Here is an 18,055-nt window from a genome sequence, read left to right as displayed (position 1 = left end):
CTTCATTTTACTAAAAAGGGCGATTTTTTTGTGCATAAATTTCATAAAAAAAGGGTTGCCCTAAAAGTCATTTTCCTGACTTTTGGGACAGCCCCTTTTATGTGATCAGACAAGCTCAGATTGTAAATAGTGTGCAACTAGGTTCGCTGTATGCTTTAAAGATGAGAGATGCGTTCTCTCAAATGCATGCGATGCATCAATCCCTGGTCCAATCAAGCCATGAACCACATCGAATCCTGCACGGATTGCTGCTGAGGCATCAGAACCATAGTACGGGTAAATATCGACGCGATAATCGATGTCATTCGCCTTGGCAAGTGAAACCAGATGCTGGCGTAACTTATAATGGTACGGACCGGAAGAATCTTTAGCACAAATGGAAACACTATATTCATCCGTCGTTTGCCCTTCCCCGATTGCGCCCATATCGACAGCTAAGTATTCAACCGTCTTATCAGGAATATTGGAATTACCGCCATATCCGATTTCTTCATTATTTGAAATCAGGAAATGCGTCGTATATGCTAATTCGATTTTCCCCGCTTGAATCTGCTCAATAATATGAAGTAAAATGCCAACACTTGCTTTGTCATCCAAATGTCTAGACTTCAAGAAACCAGTCTTCGTTTCCTCGATCCTTGGTGCGAATGAAACAAAGTCACCAACGGATATGCCCACGGCCTCTGTTTCCTCTTTTGATTTGACGACTGCATCGATACGAACCTCGATTGTCTCTTCATCACGCTTAGCGTCCCCAGCATTTTTATACACATGTACGGATGTTTGGTTAATCAATATCGTGCCTGTGACAATATCTCCACTTGCGGTATGGATTTCACAGTATTCTCCTTCAACGGAATTCCACCGAAACCCGCCAATCATCGTCAACTTCAGCCGGCCATTTGGCTTAATTTCCTTAACCATGGCTCCCAATGTATCCACATGGGCCGTCAGCAATCGATGACAGCTATCATCTTTACCTTTTAAAGTGGCAAGCAATGCCCCCTTGTTCGTGATTTGGTAGGGTACTTGCTTACTTTCCATGAAGGCTGCTGTATACTTAATGGCCTGTTCCGTATAACCGGATGGACTGGGAATGGATACTAACTCTTTTATGTACGAAACGATTTCTTTTTCATTAACTTGATTCATCAATGACACTCCCTTCTTCTTATATAAAAGTATATCTCTTTCAGTGATCAAAGAACATATTAAAAGCCATATAAAAAGACCGTCATATGACGGTCCCATACAACCGAAATTCCTTAATCCAGGTAACGTCATTAAACTTGCGAACCATGATTACTTTAACTGTCTTTGTTTATTGGACATTTCCTTCATGAATTCCAAGAAGGCAATTCTCTTTTCATCAGGATAGGCTACGATGTCTGTAATGATTTCCTCTTCAAGTGGCTTTAATAGACGACCAACCGATTCCGTAAACAATATTTCAAGTTCCCGCTTTGTTTCATTTGGATTTCTCACTTCCATCACTATCACCCTTCCAAATACTTACTATTCATATATAACCTTAATTCACCATCTTAAAACCAAAGAATCGGCTGCCAATGGAGGCAGCCGACTTTCTACATTATTTTTTAGCTGATTCTTCTGTCACACCTACATCAAACCATTGATATTGGCGACCTGCAGTATAATCATAACCAGTCACACGTTCATTGACCCCTGTCATTGTATATCGGAATAGAGTTGGGATAAGAGGCACTTCATCATGGATCAATTGTTGCCACTCGTTATAGACATCGACACGGTATTGATCGTCGAACGCTTCCTCCGAAATTCCTTTTGCCAATAGTTCATCATTCTTATCATTCACCCAGCGAGTATAATTGAATTGTGCTTGTCTTGACCAGATTCCAGATGGATCTGGATCGGAAGCCACACCCCAAGCTGCTTGGAAAATATCTACCTTATCGCTATCTTTTTTCAACAAATCATAAAATGAATTGAACTCATGAAGACGTCCATCTAACATTTGTACATCCAGCCCGACTTCCTGCCATTGCTGGATATAATATTTCGTAAGCGGTTCGGCAATATCTCCACCACTCATGGATGCAAAATTAATTTTGAACTCCTTGCCATCCGGATCTTCGCGAAGGCCATCGTCATTCGTATCTTTATATCCTGCTTCATCCAATAATTTTTTCGCTTTTTCTGGATCATATTCATATGGCTTTATATCTTTATTGTTATATTTAAAGGTTGGCGTAATAACCGAGTTGGCAGGGAAACGAAGTCCTTTATACATCTTCTCGCCGACCTGTTCGTTGTTGATGGAATAGGCCATCGCCTGGCGAAGTCGTTTATCTTGGAATTTCGGGTTATCCATCACGTTTTCGCCTTTTTTCTTATCATAGTGCCCTAAATTAAAACCGATGTACGTATAAGCCAAATCGACTTTCCCTAAAATCTCGATGTTTTCCAACTTATCGGCTTGATCATAATAATCCGCTGAAACTTCTGCTACATCAACATCCCCGTTTTCCAATGATTTTACAACAACGGATGGGTTGATGACTTTCAATGTGACGCTGTCCAACTTAGGAGCTCCGCGATAGTAATCTTTATTCGCTTCGAATTCGACCGCTTCACCTTGAACGATTTTCTTCACTTTGAATGGTCCGAAACCTATTGGGTTTTTACGGATTTTATCGGAAGACTCCAAATCACCAATCGCAACATCTTTTAAGTATTCCTTGTGAAGCGGATATGTCCATAGTCCTGTCTTAACCGAAGGATTCGCTTTCTTAAAGGTGAAGCTGATTTTCTTTCCGTCTACCTTGATTCCGGAAATACTATCTGCCTTACCTTCATGATACTCTTCCATCCCTTCAATCAATGCCATTTGTTCATCATAACGGACTCCCTTGTACTCTTTGCTTCCCATTACGAGATAAGCATATTCCAAGTCGGCCCCCGTTACAGGTTTACCGTCATGCCAATTGACATTGTCTTTGATGGTAAGTGAGACCGTTTTATTATCTTCTGATATTTCATAGGTAGCTGCGCCTTCATTTGTAAATACCCAATCTTCATCGGTATCCAATAAATCTTCATCAAAGAACGTAATAACTTGATTATCCGGATCACCTTGGTAGAAGACTTTATTTAAGATTCCTTCAAATGGCGTATCAGATACCAAACCGTAAGTAAGGTGACCGCCTTCGATTGGTTTCCCTTTATTTGATGTAACCGCCGGGAATTTCGATGCATCCACTTGTTCAACAGCTTTTCCCTTTTTCTCCTTAGTCGACGTATCATCTGAACATGCAGCAAGAAGTAGCGACGATATGGCCAATGCACTTAATACTTTGCTATAATTTTTAATTTTCATGACATACACTCCCCTTTTTTATCCTCTTCTTTGTCTTGCGTCAGCAGCACGTTTCAATGCTTGACCAACAAAATTTATACTCAGCATCAACACTAGAATCATGAGTGATGCGGGTATCCATATCCACCATTTGTTTTCTAAAACATCTGGGTTTCGAGCATAACTTATGAGCGTACCTAAACTCGGTGTGCTCTCTGGAAGACCGAATCCTAAAAAGGTCAAGCTGGATTCTAGGCCAATATTGCCTGCAAGATTCAAAATGAAATTTACGATGATCAGAGAACTTATATTTGGAAGCACCTGGAAAATGATGATTTTCCAATGTGGAGTACCAAGTGTTTGTGACGCATGAACATAATCCAATTCTCGCTCAGATAATACCTTCGAACGAATGAGCCTTGCCTTACCGGTCCATAAAAACAGCGTCATGATCAAAATGAAAACCGGGACATTAAAAGTAGGCACAATCGTAACGAAAACAATGATGAACATTAACTGAGGCAGCGCAATGACAAAATCTATAATACGCATGATTACATTATCGGTAGCACCGCCAAAGTAACCAGCAAGAAGCCCAAAAGTCAATCCGATGATAGCCGTGAATAAGGTAATAAATAAACTAATCGTGAATGAATTCCTTGTACCGATGATGAGTTGTCCAAATACATCCCGTCCACCATAGTCAGTTCCAAGCCAATAGTCCGAAGATGGCTCCATATAGATGGATAGGAAATCGACTTTAGCGATTTCCTTGGCATCCATGAAGAAAGATGCGCCATAAACAAAAAGCAAGATGGCTGCCAGTAGAATCAATGAGCCCATTGCCATTTTATCTTTCTTAATTTCCTGCCAAATGATTTTCATTCCCGAAGGACTCACTTCTTGAATTTGTATGTTATTTCCAGTTTGCACTTTCATTTCCATTAGACTCACCCCGCTTCCTATTCTATCCGTATACGCGGATCCACCGCGCTAAGTATGATGTCAGAAAGAAGAGTGCCAAGCAAAGTGGCGAATCCTGTCATCATGACAATGGCCGTCACGACACTGAAGTCCCTTAGGCTTACAGAGCTAAGGAATAGCTGGCCTAATCCTGGATAACTAAAGATGGTCTCGATTATGACAGAGCCACCGATTAAACCAGTGATTTCATATCCTAAGAATGCAGCAATCGGTAGGAATGAATTTCTCAAGATATGTCGTGAGTATACTTTCGATTCCGGAACACCTTTCGATCGAGCGGTCCTTACGAAATCCTTAATCTTATTATCTATGATTTCATTTCGCAAATATTGAATGGTACTAGTCGTTGCAATTAAAGCCGTACTTAAAGCTGGCAGGATCAAATGGTTAATCTTACTGACCACATAAGCGAACGTCCCTGAATCCAATTTGGAATCGACGCTTCCACCAGATGGGAACCAATTTAGACCGAACCCGAAAACAAATAGCATAATAAGAGCAAATATGAAAATTGGTGTACCAAAACCTAGATAACTGTAACCGGTAACTCCTTTGTCCATCCACGTATCATTATATCTACCGCTAACTATGCCGAGTGGAATAGCTAGCAAATATGTAAAGATAAGAGTGACGATTGCAAGAAAAACCGTATTCCAAAGCCTGTTTTCAATGACATCCATAACTGGTATTTTGTGCGTATAAGACACTCCGAAGTCCCCTTGGACAGCATTGGATGCCCATCTTACATATTGTTGGTACCAAGGGTCATTCAAGCCCATGTCATCCCTGATTCTTTCAAGCTCAGCCGGATCCGCCCTTGGGTTGCTTATTTCCTGACCTGACAAGGCATCACCTGGCATGGCTTTTGCCATCATGAAAACGATGATGCTCAACAGAAAGAGCTGCGGAATCATGACTAATAGGCGCCTAAGGATAAATTTCCACATTACTTTCCACCTCCTTATTGTATTGCGACTCTATGAGTGGACGAAATTGGCTTTAAATCGTAGGCCCGTCCGTTTTCATCAAAGTATTGGGAATAAGACGTTTCATACTCCGCTGTCAATTTCTTTCTGAGTAGTATTTTTTGCTCACGCACTTCCGGTTCTAGGTCCGGAATGGCTGCTATCAAACGTTTGGTATAGATGTGCTGAGGGTTTTCATAGATTTCCTGGCTTGTGCCCTCTTCTACGATTCTTCCGCGATACATCACGCCCATCCTGTCACACATATGCCTGATTACCCCGAGATCATGGCCGACAAATAAATAGGTCAAGTTAAACTCCTCCTGTAAATCTTGAAGGAAGTTCAATACCTGTGCTTGGACCGATACATCCAGCGCAGACACAGGTTCATCGGCAATGATCAGTTTTGGCTTTAACGTCAAAGATCTCGCAATTCCTATACGCTGACGCTGTCCGCCTGAAAACTCATGTGGATACTTATAAATGGATTCGGGACTTAGACCGACTTTATCCAAGAAATCCTGAACAATTTTCTTTTCTTCTCCAGGCGACAACTTTTCAAAATTCCTTAACGGCTCGGCAATGATATCGAGAACCCGCTTTTTAGGATTTAAAGAAGAATACGGATCTTGAAAAATCATTTGGATATCTTTTCGGAATGGCTTGATTTCTTTTCTGCTCAACGAAGCTAAATCCCTGCCTTCGAACATAATTTTTCCCGATGTCACTTCATTCAGCTTGACCACAGCTTTACCCGTCGTGGACTTCCCACTTCCTGATTCTCCAACCAAACCGTAGGTCTCACCTTGCTGCAATTCGAATGACACACCATCGACAGCTCTGACATGATCTACTACTCTACGAAAAAAACCGCCCCTTATAGGGAAATGCACTTTTAAATTATCTACCTTGAGTAATGTCATAAGGCGTTGCCTCTCCTTCAGATTGAAAATAAAAATCCTTATAACACGTGCACCTAACATAATGCCCTTGACCAACCTCATGCAGGACAGGTGACTCCTCATGGGCCTGTTTGGGGATCCAAGGAATTCGTTCTTGGAATCGGCACCCATTCCTATCCATTTTCGCTATGGAGGGCACGATTCCTTCTATAACGTGCAAACGTTTTTTTTCAGTGGTAGCCGAAGGGATGGAATTTAGCAAAGATCGTGTATAAGGATGCAGTGGTTTTTTGAATATATCTTTAACACTGCCAGTCTCGACCACTTGTCCGGCATACATCACGACAATCCGGTCAGCCACTTCGGCCACTACGCTTAAGTCATGAGTAATCAAGATGATTCCCATTTTTGTCTTGCTCTGTATTTCCTTCAACAAATCCAGGATTTGAGCTTGGATCGTCACATCGAGAGCCGTCGTTGGTTCGTCCGCAATGACCAAAGCAGGATTACAAGCTATCGCAATCGATATCATGGCCCTTTGGCGCATGCCACCTGAAAGTTCATGAGGGAACTGCTTGTAGGTCCTTTCCGGATAAGGGATGCCAACCTGGGTTAGCAGTTCAATTGTTCTTTTCTTTTTTTCATTGGTTGATAGATTCGTATGATAATCAAGATTTTCCTCAATCTGTTTTCCGACAGTCATTAGGGGATTCAATGCCGTCAGAGGTTCTTGGAATATCATCCCCAATTCCTTACCTCGAACTTTATTCATTTGTGACTCATTAAGGTCAAGTAGATTCTGACCCTTATAATTTATGACACCTTCAGATTTCGTTCTTTGCATATTATGTAATTGGATGATAGAGAGGGCTAGTGCACTCTTACCACAACCTGACTCACCAACCACGGCTACAATTTCATTTTCATTCACCGTGAACGAGACATCGTCCACCGCTGCGTGATATTTATTCTTAATACGAAATGACGTAGTGAGGTTCTCTATTCGTAATATTGTCTTTTCCAACCTGATCCCCCCTAAACTGTTTTACCGATAAAATAAAAATTTTCTGATAATTAAATAAAAGTGTAATCAATTTTTAATATTAATTCAATATATTTATATCAAATTATAACATTTTTTTAATATATTATAACTTGAGGAATAATTTTTTCCTATAATTTTATTTCTAAAAATTAACTTTATTTCTTTTTATTTACTCGGATAAGGATTCTAATAGCTTTTGCTCATCACAAAGAATGAAGATTTTTTTTGTATTTAAAAATAATGAATAATTATCTTATCTTCAAACTGAAATTTTTTATGTATTAGTTCCACTCAACCAACCAATCTAAATATTTTGATATTTCAGAAAATTTATATTCTGATATGACTCACCTTATGAATGGACGGTGCGTAGCTTTTTCTAGCAGGGTTTGGGTAATAAAGTGAAACCTTTCCCCTTATCTTTCGTAAGAAGTGGGTAGTAATAATTATATGGAGGTTGACTGAATGTATTCACATACCGTTAATGCGTATATGCCCTCTGTTATGCGCACATTTGCTCTATCACTCGCGATTTCCGTTTTAGGAATGGTTGCTGGAATATTTATACCCCCGGCCTTATTTCTTCCCTTGGCGATTTTGGAAATCGCCATGCTGATTGGAGCCTTTATCTTGAGAAGGAAAAAAGCAATTGGATATACATTTCTTTTTGTATTTACTTTCATATCGGGAATGACCACCTATCCCATCATCGCTCACTATCTCGCTTTGGCAGGCGCCAACGTCGTAATTTTGGCTGGAGTGACGACAACCGTCGTCTTTGGGGGGTTAGCTCTATATGCAACAACCACTAAGAGAGATCTTTCTTTTCTAAGTGGAATCCTCTTTGCTGCCTTGCTAGCGCTAATCGCCATCAGCATCTTTAATATATTCTCACCGTTAAGTTCCACGGCAATGCTTGTTTTTTCCTTTATTGGCATTCTTGTCTTCAGCGGATATGTTCTATATGATTTCAACCGCATGAAGCACTATGGGGTAACGGCAGAAGAAGTCCCGCTCATGGCATTGAATCTGTACCTTGATTTCATCAACCTGTTTATAAACATCCTTCGCTTTTTCGGTATATTATCAAGCAATGATTAAAAAAAACGGGCAAATGCCCGTTTTTTCGTACTTATTTATATAACCCTGGTTCTGATTTTTCAGTCCAAGGCAATTTCACACCAAATGTGCTTGCGATGAATTGTGTATCATCTCTTCTTTTTTTCCTAACGTCTGCCCGGTGTTTGGCAGATTCATTCAAGTTCTTCTCCATTTCAGTCTCCGGAACCAAGCGGGGAACTGGAACAGGTTTTCCGTTCTCATCGATGGCAACAAAGGTCAAAAAGGAAATAACGCATAGATTCCGTTCTCCAGTAAGTAAGTCCTCGGCAACCACTTTTACGATAATTTCCATAGATGTCCTACCCGTATACGTAACGAAGCTTTCTAGGCATACTGCATTTCCTTCATGAATGGGATGCAGGAAATCGACAGAATCGGTCGATGCCGTAACGACATTACTTCTAGCATGGCGCATGGCAGAAATGGCCGCAACGTCATCAATGTAAGCCATTAATTTCCCACCAAACATTGTACCGATATTATTTGTATCAGGTGGTAGAACTAGACTCGTTTTTATAACCAAAGAGTCCGAGCAATGTTTTATTTCTTCCATGGTGACTGCACTCCTTTATGTCCATTTTCTCACTAGTTCACTTTAACGAATTTTGCGCGTTAAAGCAATAATCATGATTATTACCCACATTTTTCTCATCTCTCAATAGGTAAGTACTGCTTATATAGTCTTTCCTAAATCAATACATATATAAAAAAAACTCACCTATTGGCTGAGTTTTTTTAGTTTGGCCTTCAACTCTTCAATTTGCAATAAATGCCGTTTCTCATGCAAACCGACAAACGGAATCCACTGCTTCAAACTTAAATCTTTAAACAAGGGGTGTGGGAATGACTTCTCTTCCAAGTCATTCTCCTTCGCTTGGGAGATTACCTTTTCCAATGCCTTACGTGAAGAGGCGAGCTTAGCTTTTACTTCAGCTAATGTTTGGAACTTCTCTGACGGAATGACAAATGGAGGCGCGTCCACTTTTACGTCACGATTTAATGTATACTGGATCGGTTTATCATCTACTCGATTGCTCTCGCCACTTGCCAGTGTATCGGCAATTCCTTTTGTTACCGCCCTCTCCATTAGAAATAGATGCTCCAATACCTGAATGATGCTCCAACGTCCATCTTGGGGATGTGCATTTACCTGTTCATCCGATAACCCGTTCACTGCCTGGAGAAGTTCTTCCCTGATTTTTGTGTTTTCTTCCACTCTACCAGCTCCTTATTCACTTTTTTATAATTATTCCACCGAAGGGATAAGTTGTAAAATATAAGGTTCTTTATTAAAGAAAAACCGCTCAAAAGTTGTCTATTTTTTTAAAACCTCTATGATAATCATAAAGGTTTTTTTGCTTTTAAAGACAACTTTCAATTTACCATAGGAGTGATTAAATATGAGCGGGGGACATATCCCTTTCAGCCACAAGGGCCGTAGCACCCTGACAGCTGCACCATCAAAAGGAAGCATTCGGTCAATGTTGAAACAAATATTCAATCGTATCCCATCCAGATGGAAATTTTCAAGTATGATCATATGCATAATGATTTTCATTTCCATGCTTGAGTTTTCCATCCCACAACTTACGCAATATACGATTGATGATGTCATACCTGGGAAAGAATATGACTCATTGATTTGGGTAGGCATAGGTATCCTCTTTGCGGCCATATTGTTAGCTTTGCTTAATTATGTGAACGGCTATATCGTATCTAAAGTGGGGCAAAAAGCGATCATGAATTTACGAAATGAAATGTATGACCATATTCAAAAATTGGATATGAAATTTTTTGATAAAAATAGAACGGGTGACTTAATGTCCCGGCTCACGAATGATGTGAACCTGCTTCAACAACTCATCTCATCAAGCATGCTACAAGTTATTACAGATACGGTCACCTTCTTTGCCATCGCAATCTATATGCTGTTCATCAATTGGAAACTGACCGTGGTCCTTCTCATTACCTTTCCGTTCATGTTCTATCTGACACGTGTATTTGGTAAACGAATCCGCCTCTCATTCAGAAGCGTGCAAAGTTCGGCCGGCGATGTCAGCAATCAGCTGCAGGATTCCCTTTCCGGCATACGGCTCATCCAATCCTTCACTAATGAAGAATTTGAATCAAAACGATTCGCGGACCGAAATCATGAGAATACGGTAGCAAACATCAAATCAGTTCGACTGAGGTCCATGTTTGGCCCGCTCATAGATTTAATGAATAATTTAGGTCTGATTGCCGTGATTGTATTTGGTGCCTGGCAAGTGATGCAGGGAGAATTTACGATTGGATTAATCGTGGCATTCCTGGCTTATCTCAGGCTTCTGCAAAGTCCAATCCGTAATTTCAGCCGTGTAATCAGTATCGTGCAACAATCGGCTGCAGCTTTTGAACGGATCACCGAAATAATGGAGACACAACCTGGAATCCAGGACAAAAAGACAGCAATTAATGTTCCCAAAATCACGAAACAAATCGAATTTCAAGGAATTGATTTCGCTTATGTCGAGGGGGTACCAGTACTCCGAAATCTTAACCTGATGATAAAAGCAGGACAGGTAACCGCTCTTGTCGGCTCATCCGGGGCAGGGAAATCAACGATTACCAGCCTTTTAATTCGTTTCTATGACCCCCAACAAGGGACAATAAAAATGGATGGCCATGATATTCGTGATCTCACCCTCAAATCTTTACGGAGCCAAATGGGGGTTGTTTCGCAAGACATCATTTTGTTTACCGGGACCATCCGCGATAATATAACCTATGGTAAACTCGACGCAACGGACGAGGAAATTATCGAAGTGGCTAAGGCGGCATATGCTCATGATTTCATCAAGACGTTCCCAAAAGGATATGACTCACAAATCGGAGAACGTGGGGTCAAACTTTCTGGTGGCCAAAAGCAACGGATTGCCATCGCCAGGGCCCTTTTGAAGAATCCCCAAATCATCATTCTCGATGAGGCGACGGCATCGCTCGATACGGAATCCGAACATCTGATTCAGGAAGCGTTATCCAACCTATTAGAGAACCGGACTTCAATCGTCATTGCCCATCGGTTATCAACCGTTCAAAAGGCAGATCAAATTGTCGTTCTTGAAAAAGGGGTAATTCAAGAAAATGGAACGCACGAACAACTGCTACTAAATAATGGTCGCTATCGGCAGCTCCATGACTTACAGTTTCCACAGGCGGAGGCACCATCAGAAACATAACCAACCAGAAATCCGCCCCCGATAAATAAACCTAAAAGGGCATGGAAATCAAGTTTCCATGCCCTTTTATCGTTCTTATTTAAAATCATATTTATCTAAGATTCGATTGGTTATAAGCTGATAGCCTTCTTCATTTGGATGAATTTCATCACTGAAGTATGCTTTTTTATCTTTGTTTTCGAATAAATCGTTTGTAGGGATATACTTTAGTCTACTATCCTTGTCCACCATCTTTTGAATCGAATGATTATAATCACTAATATGGTTTTCTAATTTCAAGTCGTCTTTATTGGGGTTATATAACCCTATCACCAAGATATCAGCTTTATTATTTTTCTTTAGAAGCTCAGAAAGAATTTTATCTAAATGTTGTACATACTCTTTCTTTTCATCATTTATCTTTTGATCATTGATTTTTTTTAAGTTTCCACCATTACTGTTAATTAAATCATTGATTCCGATATAGACGATAAATGTGTCAGCCTTATCCAATTTTGTGTTAATCTCAAGATCTTCGAGCTGTTTAATGACACCGTCCGTTTCCTGACCTCTAATACCATAATTCCAGAATTGGACTTTTTCTGAATCGGAATCATTCGTTTTATGTTTCAAGTCATCAATATATCCTTCCCCTTCTTTATCGCCCTTTCCATAAGTCAAAGAATCTCCAAATGCCATGACTCTTTGATCGTTTTTCGCATCTACTGCCTGAAACGCATAGGCAACTAAACAAATAACAAGTACAATAAAAAATAAGCCAACGATTTTCTTCATTTGTTTTGCTTCTCCTTTTGTATTCACTAGGAAGTATTTTATTTTTAAATACCCAAAAAGAGGACAAGCCTAACATTTGAATAACTTAATAAAAATTAAATTGCATGATGCACCTGTACTGGTGATTGGAATGCCATAATAAATGGATTGGAGCTTAATGATGAAGGAGTTTACAGAATTCAGGGAAGCAGTATTTGAGGATTTGCCTAAAATTATCGAAATTTACAATTCTACAGTACCTTCGAGGATGGTCACTGCGGATACAGAACCAGTTACAGTAGAATCACGGCTCAAATGGTTTGAGGAACATCATATTCTCAAACGGCCATTATATATGATCATACATGATGGAAAAACAGCTGGATGGATGAGTTTTCAATCTTTTTATGGTAGACCCGCATATGATTTTACCGCTGAAATTAGCATCTATATAGATGAGGAGTTCCGTGGGAAAGGAATTGGACAACTTTCAATCCAAAAGGCTATAGAGGCGAGTCCGAAGATAGGGATTAAGACACTTCTTGGATTTATTTTCGCACACAATGTACCAAGTATTAAGCTTTTTTCAAAATTCGGTTTTGAAAAATGGGCGCATTTACCGAAAATAGCAGAACTCGATGGAGTGGAACGCGATTTGGTCATTCTTGGTAAACGTGTCACTACATGACTTCCATTGCAAAAGGCGATTGCCTGGATTTGAATGGTCTGGGATGTACTGATTATTCGCGACAAACTCCCAGGAATTTTATATGTGTGACCGCATTCAATAAAGAATCCAACTCTTGACTTGCTTGAATGGTCATCCTGCTTGTCAAACCATAATTTTTTGCTAACATAATCATTTCTTTTCGTTTTTCTTCAATTTTTTCAACTGTTGTTATATGAGGAGGCTTCAATATAATCACTTCCTATTTTTCAATTATTTTACATTTTTATCATAACCAAAGCACTAGGCGAAATCAATCATTTTACATGTTTTAAATATGTTATTTCACTAGTGAAATGTGACAAAATACCCATTATATTTTTATATTTTGTACTTTTTATGTCAGTTCAAAGAGAAAAAGCATTCGCTTTTACACAGCAAATGCTTTTTCTCTTTGATTGTTCACTATAGGTTAACTAAGTCATGCACTCTGGAGGTGACTCATTACCTGATCTATCTATAACGATCTTATATTCATCTTCAAGAGCTTTTAATGGAGCATCATAGAGATGCTTTTCATCAGAGGTTTTGTATACACCATTTGATAATAGTTCTTCTATCAACAATGCTCTCCTCTGTTCTTTTTTCTCGAAAAACTCTGCCATATGAATGGCCCCTTTCCTTTTATTCATATTTTCCACATATAATGCCCCTAATCTTATAGGCTTTGCTAAAGCCAAAATATATATACCTGTTGTATGGGATTCTTAAACCCTATTTGACAAAAATAAAAACCCCTTCTAATCCAAGAAGAGGTCGACAGAGGTCCGTTCGTCTCTTCTTATCTTCCAAGCGATTGCTTGTTGGAAGAAGCACAGTTCCCCGATGGGTCTGTTGCCGAGGTTTCATAGGGCCAAGTCCCTCCACCTCTCTGGATAAGAATACAGAATATAAATGATTTTGACATGATTTTATCCCACTTGCAAGGATAAGTCAATTACATTCAAATAATTTTTAATTTTTATATTATTTTTCCGTGTGCCCTTTTAGCACAAGGTAAGACCATATCCCTATTTTGCTAATAACTATATTTCCCTCCAATTGACCGTGGGTTAGGTATGCTCCATTTACCATTGGGGATTTTATCCTACTACCCCTTTCACGCCACAAAATACTCATAAAATTCTATTGGATTCAAAGGTTGCATTTTCCTTTTTATCTGATATGATGACAATAATCACATACGAAATACCACTAGGGGAGTCTTCTATAAGACTGAGATGGAATGATGTTCCGGACCCTTTGAACCTGATCCGGGTGATGCCGGCGGAGGAAAGTGGATGATATCGTCGTCGTATATTTGACTTCATCCATCTGCCCCGTTCCGTTTTCAGGAACGGGGTTTTCGTTTAATTGAATAATAAACTGCTAGGGGAGCCATTAATAGGCTGAGAATCAAACCCTTTGTACCTGATCTGGTCATACCAGCGGAGGAAAGCAGGTTGAAAAAGGGATTCGTACATTCCTAGAACAGCCGCTTTCTATATGAAAGCGGCTGTTCTTCATTTTTGGACACTCCCCTCCTTTGTATGTGAATGAATTATAAGGGGGAAAAATCATGACGAAAACCCAAATGAAAACTTTCAGTGCTAGACTCCACGAACGTTCAAAAGAAATTTGGAAAAAGAATCATACTCATCCTTTCGTTCAAGCAATTGGAAACGGGACACTATCAGAAAAGAAATTCGCCTATTACTTAAAGCAGGACTATATCTATCTTATGGATTATGCCAAGCTTTTTGCCTTAGGGACCATCAAGGCCACTAACCTTGAGATCATGACCAAATTTGCGAGTATTTTAAATGAGACTCTACAGGTAGAAATGGATTTGCATAGGAGCTACTGCAAGGAGTTCGGAATTAGTTCTGAGGAATTGGAAAATACCGAACCCACTCCGATTACCCTTGCCTATACAGGTTATATGCTCAATGCTGCCCATCATGGAACTTTAGCCGACCTTATTGCCTGCTTACTTCCTTGTGCCTGGGATTACTATGAAATTGGCTCGATATTAAAAGAACAAAATGGTACAGCACTAGAAACAAATCGTTATATCGCTTGGATTCAATCGTATGCATCCCCCGAATTCGCAGATGCGCACAAATGGTTGGCCAAGCTGTTAGACGAACTGACGGAAGATATGCCTGAAAGGGAATTGAAAAGATTAGAGAAACACTTTTTAATGACCTCCCGATATGAATATTTATTTTGGGACATGGTTCACAACGAACAGGTTTGGCCGCTTTGAATGCTAGGTACTGGTAACTTGTTACGGAAAATGACGTTGACTAGCTTGTTCACGGCCATCACTACACTGACTAGCTCATTCGTTTACATCCCTGTTGGTTTTGCGAAGGTGTTTCCTATTCAACATGTAACCAACGTCATGACAGCCGTTATGTTGGGGCCGGGTTTTGCTGTGACACAGGCCTTTTTAGTATCCCTTCTCAGGAACATGACAGGTACAGGTTCCATTTTTGCATTTCCGGGCAGCATGGTTGGTGCCCTGCTGGCGGCCTTCCTCTACCAAAAAACAAGAAGGATGGGACACGCCTGCTTGGGAGAAATAGTGGGGACAGGCATTCTCGGATCCATCGCCTGTTATCCGATCGCGCTTTTATTATTGGGAAAAAAAGCGGCACTTTTTGGTTTTCTGCCAGCTTTTCTTCTTAGTTCTTTAACGGGCGCAATTATAGGCTTTCTTTTATTGAAAGTTCTCTTAAAAAATCATTATATGAAGGGGTTTTTTTATGAAAAGGGCACTAACGATCGCCGGATCTGACTCTGGGGGCGGAGCCGGCATCCAAGCTGATTTAAAAACATTTTCGGCCCATCGGGTTTATGGCATGTCTGTTATCACCGCCGTTACGGCGCAGAATACCTTGGAAGTTCGATCTGTACAGCCCATCGATCTCGCTGTGATTACCGACCAAATTGCGGCCGTTTTTGAAGACATTCGTGTCGACGTAGTAAAAATAGGGATGCTTGGATCAAAGGAGACGGTCGAAACCGTCGCCCATTCACTAAAATTATTTAAACCGGCTATCGTCGTCCTTGATCCTGTCATGATTTCCAAAAGTGGACACCATCTGTTAGATGAGAGGGCCGTTTCGTCGTTAAAAATCGATTTACTTCCACTTGCTACACTTGTCACACCGAATATACCGGAAGCAGAGGTCCTTACCGGATTCCCGATTCGGACGAAGCAGGACTTTTATAAGGCATGTACCGCTATTCTGGAACTGGGTCCGAAGGCTGTTTTACTGAAAGGAGGACATGCAGTAGGAAATCCAAATGACCTCTTTTATGATGGCAAGGAGTTCTCTTGGATCAAGGGTGAACGCATTCATACGAAAAATACGCATGGAACTGGCTGTACCCTTTCCTCTGCCATTGCATCTAATCTTGCTAATGGACTTCCTTTAGCGACGTCCATTGAACAAGCGAAAATCTATATTTCAGAAGCGATACGAAATAGCTTAGAACTCGGTAAGGGACACGGACCCGTTCACCATTTCCATCAATTTTATAAAAAGGAACGGAGTGATTTCACATGAATACATCCGTTGCAGACTTATTTGGCAGAGTGAGAAAGAAACAACCACTCGTCCACCAAATCACCAACTTTGTTACTGCAAATGATTGTGCCAATGCTACCCTGGCAATTGGTGGTTCTCCCGTTATGACTTCCAATCCAAAAGAAGTGGCGGACATGGTCAAACTGGCACAAGCACTGGTGATTAACTTAGGTACACTGGATGATGTTTCCTTGGAGGCGATGGCGATTGCCGGGAAAACAGCGAACGATTGCCATATACCCGTAATTTTAGATCCTGTGGGCGTCGGTTCCACCCCTTACCGAACAGAGAAAGCGATGGAACTGCTCGATTCAATGACTGTCCAGATTATTCGCGGCAATGCAAGTGAAGTCCATCGGCTAATGGGAGGCGATATCGTAACGCGAGGGGTCGATTCAGGACCGCTTTCCATGAGTAATGCAGAACTATCCCTACGTGCTGCTAGAAAACTGAAGAGTGTTGTCGTCGTGAGTGGAGCCAAGGATGCCGTTAGTGACTCTTCACGTACGTCCATCATCGATAATGGAAACCCTCTTTTAACAAAGGTGACCGGCACCGGCTGTATGTCGACGGCCTTGATTGGGGTCTTCTGCGGAATTACGGAGGATTACTATTCAGCTGCTATCGCAGGAATTTCAACCATGAGCATCTCTGGTGAGCTTGCTGCCAGAACCCTTGAAAAAAATGATGGCACAGGGACATACCGGACACGGATTATCGATGCCATCTCAGGAATGAATGATTCCATATGGAAATACGAGGTGAAAATGCATGAAGAAAGTGCCATTTGATTTGAGCCTTTATTTAGTCACGGAAGAATCATTAGCCGTCGAGGACATGACCACTATCATCACCGAGGCGGTATCAGGCGGAGTTACGGCCGTCCAACTTAGAGAAAAGCAGGCATCTTCCCTTACTTTTTATCAAAAAGCTTCTCTATTAAAAGGGGTCCTTGATGAACTTTCGATTCCGTTAATCATTAATGACCGCGTGGATATTGCGCTTGCTGTAGGAGCGGATGGAATTCATGTTGGGCAGGATGACCTTCCTCTTCCCATCATCAAGACCCTTGTTCCTGACAATATGATCATTGGAGTATCCGTCTCTACCTTGGAGGAGGCCCTTGAAGCTGAAAACAATGGCGCTGACTACATTGGTGTTGGCTCTGTATTCCCGACAAAAACGAAACAAGACGCAACTGCTTTGAAAAAAGGGGAACTGGAGAGAATTTGTCACAGTACCTCGATTCCTGCCGTTGCGATCGGTGGGATTACAGCGGATAATATCAACAGGCTTTCTAAAAGTGGAATTGCCGGTGCTGCGGTCGTCTCTGCCATTACACAGGCAAAAAATCCAATGGACGCGGCTACACTCCTTTCATACACTATAAAAAGATTCACTAATTAATAGAAGGAGGATGCTCA

At 40.8% G+C, this 18,055-nt stretch carries 20 protein-coding genes and 3 riboswitches; of the genes, 8 read left to right on the top strand and 12 right to left on the bottom strand.

Features of this window, described 5'->3' with window-relative positions; all coding sequences use genetic code 11:
* Positions 1 to 105: 105 nt before the first annotated feature.
* The 7 genes from ACIQXQ_RS05430 to ACIQXQ_RS05400 all read right to left on the bottom strand — a co-directional run bounded on the left by ACIQXQ_RS05430 (position 106) and on the right by ACIQXQ_RS05400 (position 7,212).
* Positions 106 to 1,152 (bottom strand): M42 family metallopeptidase, encoded by a 1,047-nt coding sequence (locus tag ACIQXQ_RS05430; RefSeq protein WP_402867909.1) that lies wholly within the window; start codon positions 1,150 to 1,152, stop codon positions 106 to 108.
* Between the two features lie 150 nt (positions 1,153 to 1,302).
* Positions 1,303 to 1,494 (bottom strand): hypothetical protein, encoded by a 192-nt coding sequence (locus ACIQXQ_RS05425; protein WP_402867908.1) that lies wholly within the window; start codon positions 1,492 to 1,494, stop codon positions 1,303 to 1,305.
* Positions 1,495 to 1,591: 97 nt separating this feature from the next.
* A complete protein-coding gene (gene opp4A, locus ACIQXQ_RS05420; RefSeq protein ID WP_402867907.1) occupies positions 1,592 to 3,358 on the bottom strand; it encodes an oligopeptide ABC transporter substrate-binding protein in 1,767 nt (588 codons plus the stop codon).
* A gap of 18 nt (positions 3,359 to 3,376) precedes the next feature.
* Positions 3,377 to 4,282: an ABC transporter permease gene (locus tag ACIQXQ_RS05415; RefSeq protein WP_402867906.1), complete on the bottom strand. Its 906-nt coding sequence runs from the start codon at positions 4,280 to 4,282 to the stop codon at positions 3,377 to 3,379.
* Between the two features lie 17 nt (positions 4,283 to 4,299).
* A complete protein-coding gene (opp4B, locus tag ACIQXQ_RS05410; protein ID WP_402867905.1) occupies positions 4,300 to 5,268 on the bottom strand; it encodes an oligopeptide ABC transporter permease in 969 nt (322 codons plus the stop codon).
* 14 nt (positions 5,269 to 5,282) lie between these two features.
* Entirely contained in the window at positions 5,283 to 6,209 is a 927-nt protein-coding gene (locus tag ACIQXQ_RS05405; RefSeq protein ID WP_402956014.1) for an ABC transporter ATP-binding protein, read from the bottom strand.
* Positions 6,187 to 7,212: an ABC transporter ATP-binding protein gene (locus ACIQXQ_RS05400; protein ID WP_402956012.1), complete on the bottom strand. Its 1,026-nt coding sequence runs from the start codon at positions 7,210 to 7,212 to the stop codon at positions 6,187 to 6,189. The genes ACIQXQ_RS05405 and ACIQXQ_RS05400 overlap by 23 nt, the downstream gene beginning before the upstream one ends.
* Positions 7,213 to 7,698: 486 nt before the next feature.
* Here ACIQXQ_RS05400 and ACIQXQ_RS05395 point away from each other — a divergent pair, with 486 nt between their 5' ends.
* Positions 7,699 to 8,334, top strand: coding sequence for a Bax inhibitor-1/YccA family protein (locus tag ACIQXQ_RS05395; RefSeq protein ID WP_402956010.1), 636 nt, complete (start codon positions 7,699 to 7,701; stop codon positions 8,332 to 8,334).
* A gap of 31 nt (positions 8,335 to 8,365) precedes the next feature.
* Here the strand turns inward: ACIQXQ_RS05395 and ACIQXQ_RS05390 are convergent, their stop codons facing one another.
* Both ACIQXQ_RS05390 and ACIQXQ_RS05385 read right to left on the bottom strand, forming a co-directional pair.
* A complete protein-coding gene (locus tag ACIQXQ_RS05390; protein ID WP_402867901.1) occupies positions 8,366 to 8,908 on the bottom strand; it encodes an acyl-CoA thioesterase in 543 nt (180 codons plus the stop codon).
* Between the two features lie 165 nt (positions 8,909 to 9,073).
* The gene (locus tag ACIQXQ_RS05385; RefSeq protein ID WP_402956008.1) at positions 9,074 to 9,571 is read right to left on the bottom strand and encodes a DinB family protein; all 498 of its coding nucleotides are present in this window, start codon (positions 9,569 to 9,571) and stop codon (positions 9,074 to 9,076) included.
* A gap of 184 nt (positions 9,572 to 9,755) precedes the next feature.
* Here ACIQXQ_RS05385 and ACIQXQ_RS05380 point away from each other — a divergent pair, with 184 nt between their 5' ends.
* Positions 9,756 to 11,573 (top strand): ABC transporter ATP-binding protein, encoded by a 1,818-nt coding sequence (locus ACIQXQ_RS05380; protein WP_402956005.1) that lies wholly within the window; start codon positions 9,756 to 9,758, stop codon positions 11,571 to 11,573.
* A 75-nt stretch (positions 11,574 to 11,648) separates the two neighbouring features.
* Here ACIQXQ_RS05380 and ACIQXQ_RS05375 read toward each other — a convergent pair whose 3' ends face one another.
* Positions 11,649 to 12,347, bottom strand: coding sequence for a DUF459 domain-containing protein (locus ACIQXQ_RS05375; protein ID WP_402956002.1), 699 nt, complete (start codon positions 12,345 to 12,347; stop codon positions 11,649 to 11,651).
* 157 nt (positions 12,348 to 12,504) lie between these two features.
* Between ACIQXQ_RS05375 and ACIQXQ_RS05370 the strand changes: the two genes are divergently transcribed.
* On the top strand, positions 12,505 to 13,014 hold the full coding sequence (locus ACIQXQ_RS05370; protein WP_402956048.1) for a GNAT family N-acetyltransferase: 510 nt from the start codon (positions 12,505 to 12,507) through the stop codon (positions 13,012 to 13,014).
* A 52-nt stretch (positions 13,015 to 13,066) separates the two neighbouring features.
* On the opposite strand, the gene ACIQXQ_RS05365 is transcribed toward ACIQXQ_RS05370, so the two are convergent.
* Together ACIQXQ_RS05365 and ACIQXQ_RS05360 are read right to left on the bottom strand one after the other, a co-directional pair.
* The gene (locus tag ACIQXQ_RS05365; RefSeq protein ID WP_402867897.1) at positions 13,067 to 13,243 is read right to left on the bottom strand and encodes an aspartyl-phosphate phosphatase Spo0E family protein; all 177 of its coding nucleotides are present in this window, start codon (positions 13,241 to 13,243) and stop codon (positions 13,067 to 13,069) included.
* Between the two features lie 226 nt (positions 13,244 to 13,469).
* Complete coding sequence (locus tag ACIQXQ_RS05360; RefSeq protein ID WP_402956000.1) at positions 13,470 to 13,733, bottom strand: Fur-regulated basic protein FbpA; 264 nt, start codon at positions 13,731 to 13,733, stop codon at positions 13,470 to 13,472.
* A gap of 98 nt (positions 13,734 to 13,831) precedes the next feature.
* A riboswitch (SAM riboswitch) is annotated at positions 13,832 to 13,935 on the bottom strand.
* A gap of 304 nt (positions 13,936 to 14,239) precedes the next feature.
* A riboswitch (TPP riboswitch) is annotated at positions 14,240 to 14,345 on the top strand.
* A 68-nt stretch (positions 14,346 to 14,413) separates the two neighbouring features.
* A riboswitch (TPP riboswitch) is annotated at positions 14,414 to 14,506 on the top strand.
* Between the two features lie 105 nt (positions 14,507 to 14,611).
* Between ACIQXQ_RS05360 and tenA the strand changes: the two genes are divergently transcribed.
* Genes tenA through thiE form a run of 5 tightly spaced genes read left to right on the top strand, consistent with a single transcriptional unit; the run spans position 14,612 to position 18,038 of the window.
* A complete protein-coding gene (gene tenA, locus ACIQXQ_RS05355; RefSeq protein ID WP_402955998.1) occupies positions 14,612 to 15,301 on the top strand; it encodes a thiaminase II in 690 nt (229 codons plus the stop codon).
* The gene (thiW, locus tag ACIQXQ_RS05350; protein ID WP_402955996.1) at positions 15,302 to 15,835 is read left to right on the top strand and encodes an energy coupling factor transporter S component ThiW; all 534 of its coding nucleotides are present in this window, start codon (positions 15,302 to 15,304) and stop codon (positions 15,833 to 15,835) included.
* Entirely contained in the window at positions 15,804 to 16,610 is an 807-nt protein-coding gene (gene thiD, locus ACIQXQ_RS05345) for a bifunctional hydroxymethylpyrimidine kinase/phosphomethylpyrimidine kinase (protein ID WP_402955994.1), read from the top strand. Before thiW ends, thiD begins: the two co-directional genes overlap by 32 nt.
* A complete protein-coding gene (gene thiM, locus ACIQXQ_RS05340) occupies positions 16,607 to 17,422 on the top strand; it encodes a hydroxyethylthiazole kinase (RefSeq protein WP_402955992.1) in 816 nt (271 codons plus the stop codon). The genes thiD and thiM overlap by 4 nt, the downstream gene beginning before the upstream one ends.
* Complete coding sequence (gene thiE, locus ACIQXQ_RS05335) at positions 17,403 to 18,038, top strand: thiamine phosphate synthase (RefSeq protein WP_402867891.1); 636 nt, start codon at positions 17,403 to 17,405, stop codon at positions 18,036 to 18,038. Before thiM ends, thiE begins: the two co-directional genes overlap by 20 nt.
* Positions 18,039 to 18,055 lie beyond the last annotated feature (17 nt).

Source organism: Peribacillus sp. NPDC097198 (assembly GCF_044762055.1).
Lineage (GTDB): Bacteria > Bacillota > Bacilli > Bacillales > DSM-1321 > Peribacillus.
The sequence above is the reverse complement of the archived record's forward strand: the minus strand, read 5'-3'. Positions and strand labels throughout refer to the sequence as shown.

Bases quoted from the DNA above. Each gene is read 5' to 3' on its own strand.
- ACIQXQ_RS05430 (WP_402867909.1), bottom strand. From the start codon at position 1,152: ATGAATCAAGTTAATGAAAAAGAAATCGTTTCGTACATAAAAGAGTTA.
- opp4A (WP_402867907.1), bottom strand. From the start codon at position 3,358: ATGAAAATTAAAAATTATAGCAAAGTATTAAGTGCATTGGCCATATCG.
- ACIQXQ_RS05415 (WP_402867906.1), bottom strand. From the start codon at position 4,282: ATGGAAATGAAAGTGCAAACTGGAAATAACATACAAATTCAAGAAGTG.
- opp4B (WP_402867905.1), bottom strand. From the start codon at position 5,268: ATGTGGAAATTTATCCTTAGGCGCCTATTAGTCATGATTCCGCAGCTC.
- ACIQXQ_RS05405 (WP_402956014.1), bottom strand. From the start codon at position 6,209: ATGACATTACTCAAGGTAGATAATTTAAAAGTGCATTTCCCTATAAGG.
- ACIQXQ_RS05395 (WP_402956010.1), top strand. From the start codon at position 7,699: ATGTATTCACATACCGTTAATGCGTATATGCCCTCTGTTATGCGCACA.
- ACIQXQ_RS05390 (WP_402867901.1), bottom strand. From the start codon at position 8,908: ATGGAAGAAATAAAACATTGCTCGGACTCTTTGGTTATAAAAACGAGT.
- ACIQXQ_RS05380 (WP_402956005.1), top strand. From the start codon at position 9,756: ATGAGCGGGGGACATATCCCTTTCAGCCACAAGGGCCGTAGCACCCTG.
- ACIQXQ_RS05375 (WP_402956002.1), bottom strand. From the start codon at position 12,347: ATGAAGAAAATCGTTGGCTTATTTTTTATTGTACTTGTTATTTGTTTA.
- ACIQXQ_RS05370 (WP_402956048.1), top strand. From the start codon at position 12,505: ATGATGAAGGAGTTTACAGAATTCAGGGAAGCAGTATTTGAGGATTTG.
- tenA (WP_402955998.1), top strand. From the start codon at position 14,612: ATGACGAAAACCCAAATGAAAACTTTCAGTGCTAGACTCCACGAACGT.
- thiW (WP_402955996.1), top strand. From the start codon at position 15,302: ATGCTAGGTACTGGTAACTTGTTACGGAAAATGACGTTGACTAGCTTG.
- thiD (WP_402955994.1), top strand. From the start codon at position 15,804: ATGAAAAGGGCACTAACGATCGCCGGATCTGACTCTGGGGGCGGAGCC.
- thiM (WP_402955992.1), top strand. From the start codon at position 16,607: ATGAATACATCCGTTGCAGACTTATTTGGCAGAGTGAGAAAGAAACAA.
- thiE (WP_402867891.1), top strand. From the start codon at position 17,403: ATGAAGAAAGTGCCATTTGATTTGAGCCTTTATTTAGTCACGGAAGAA.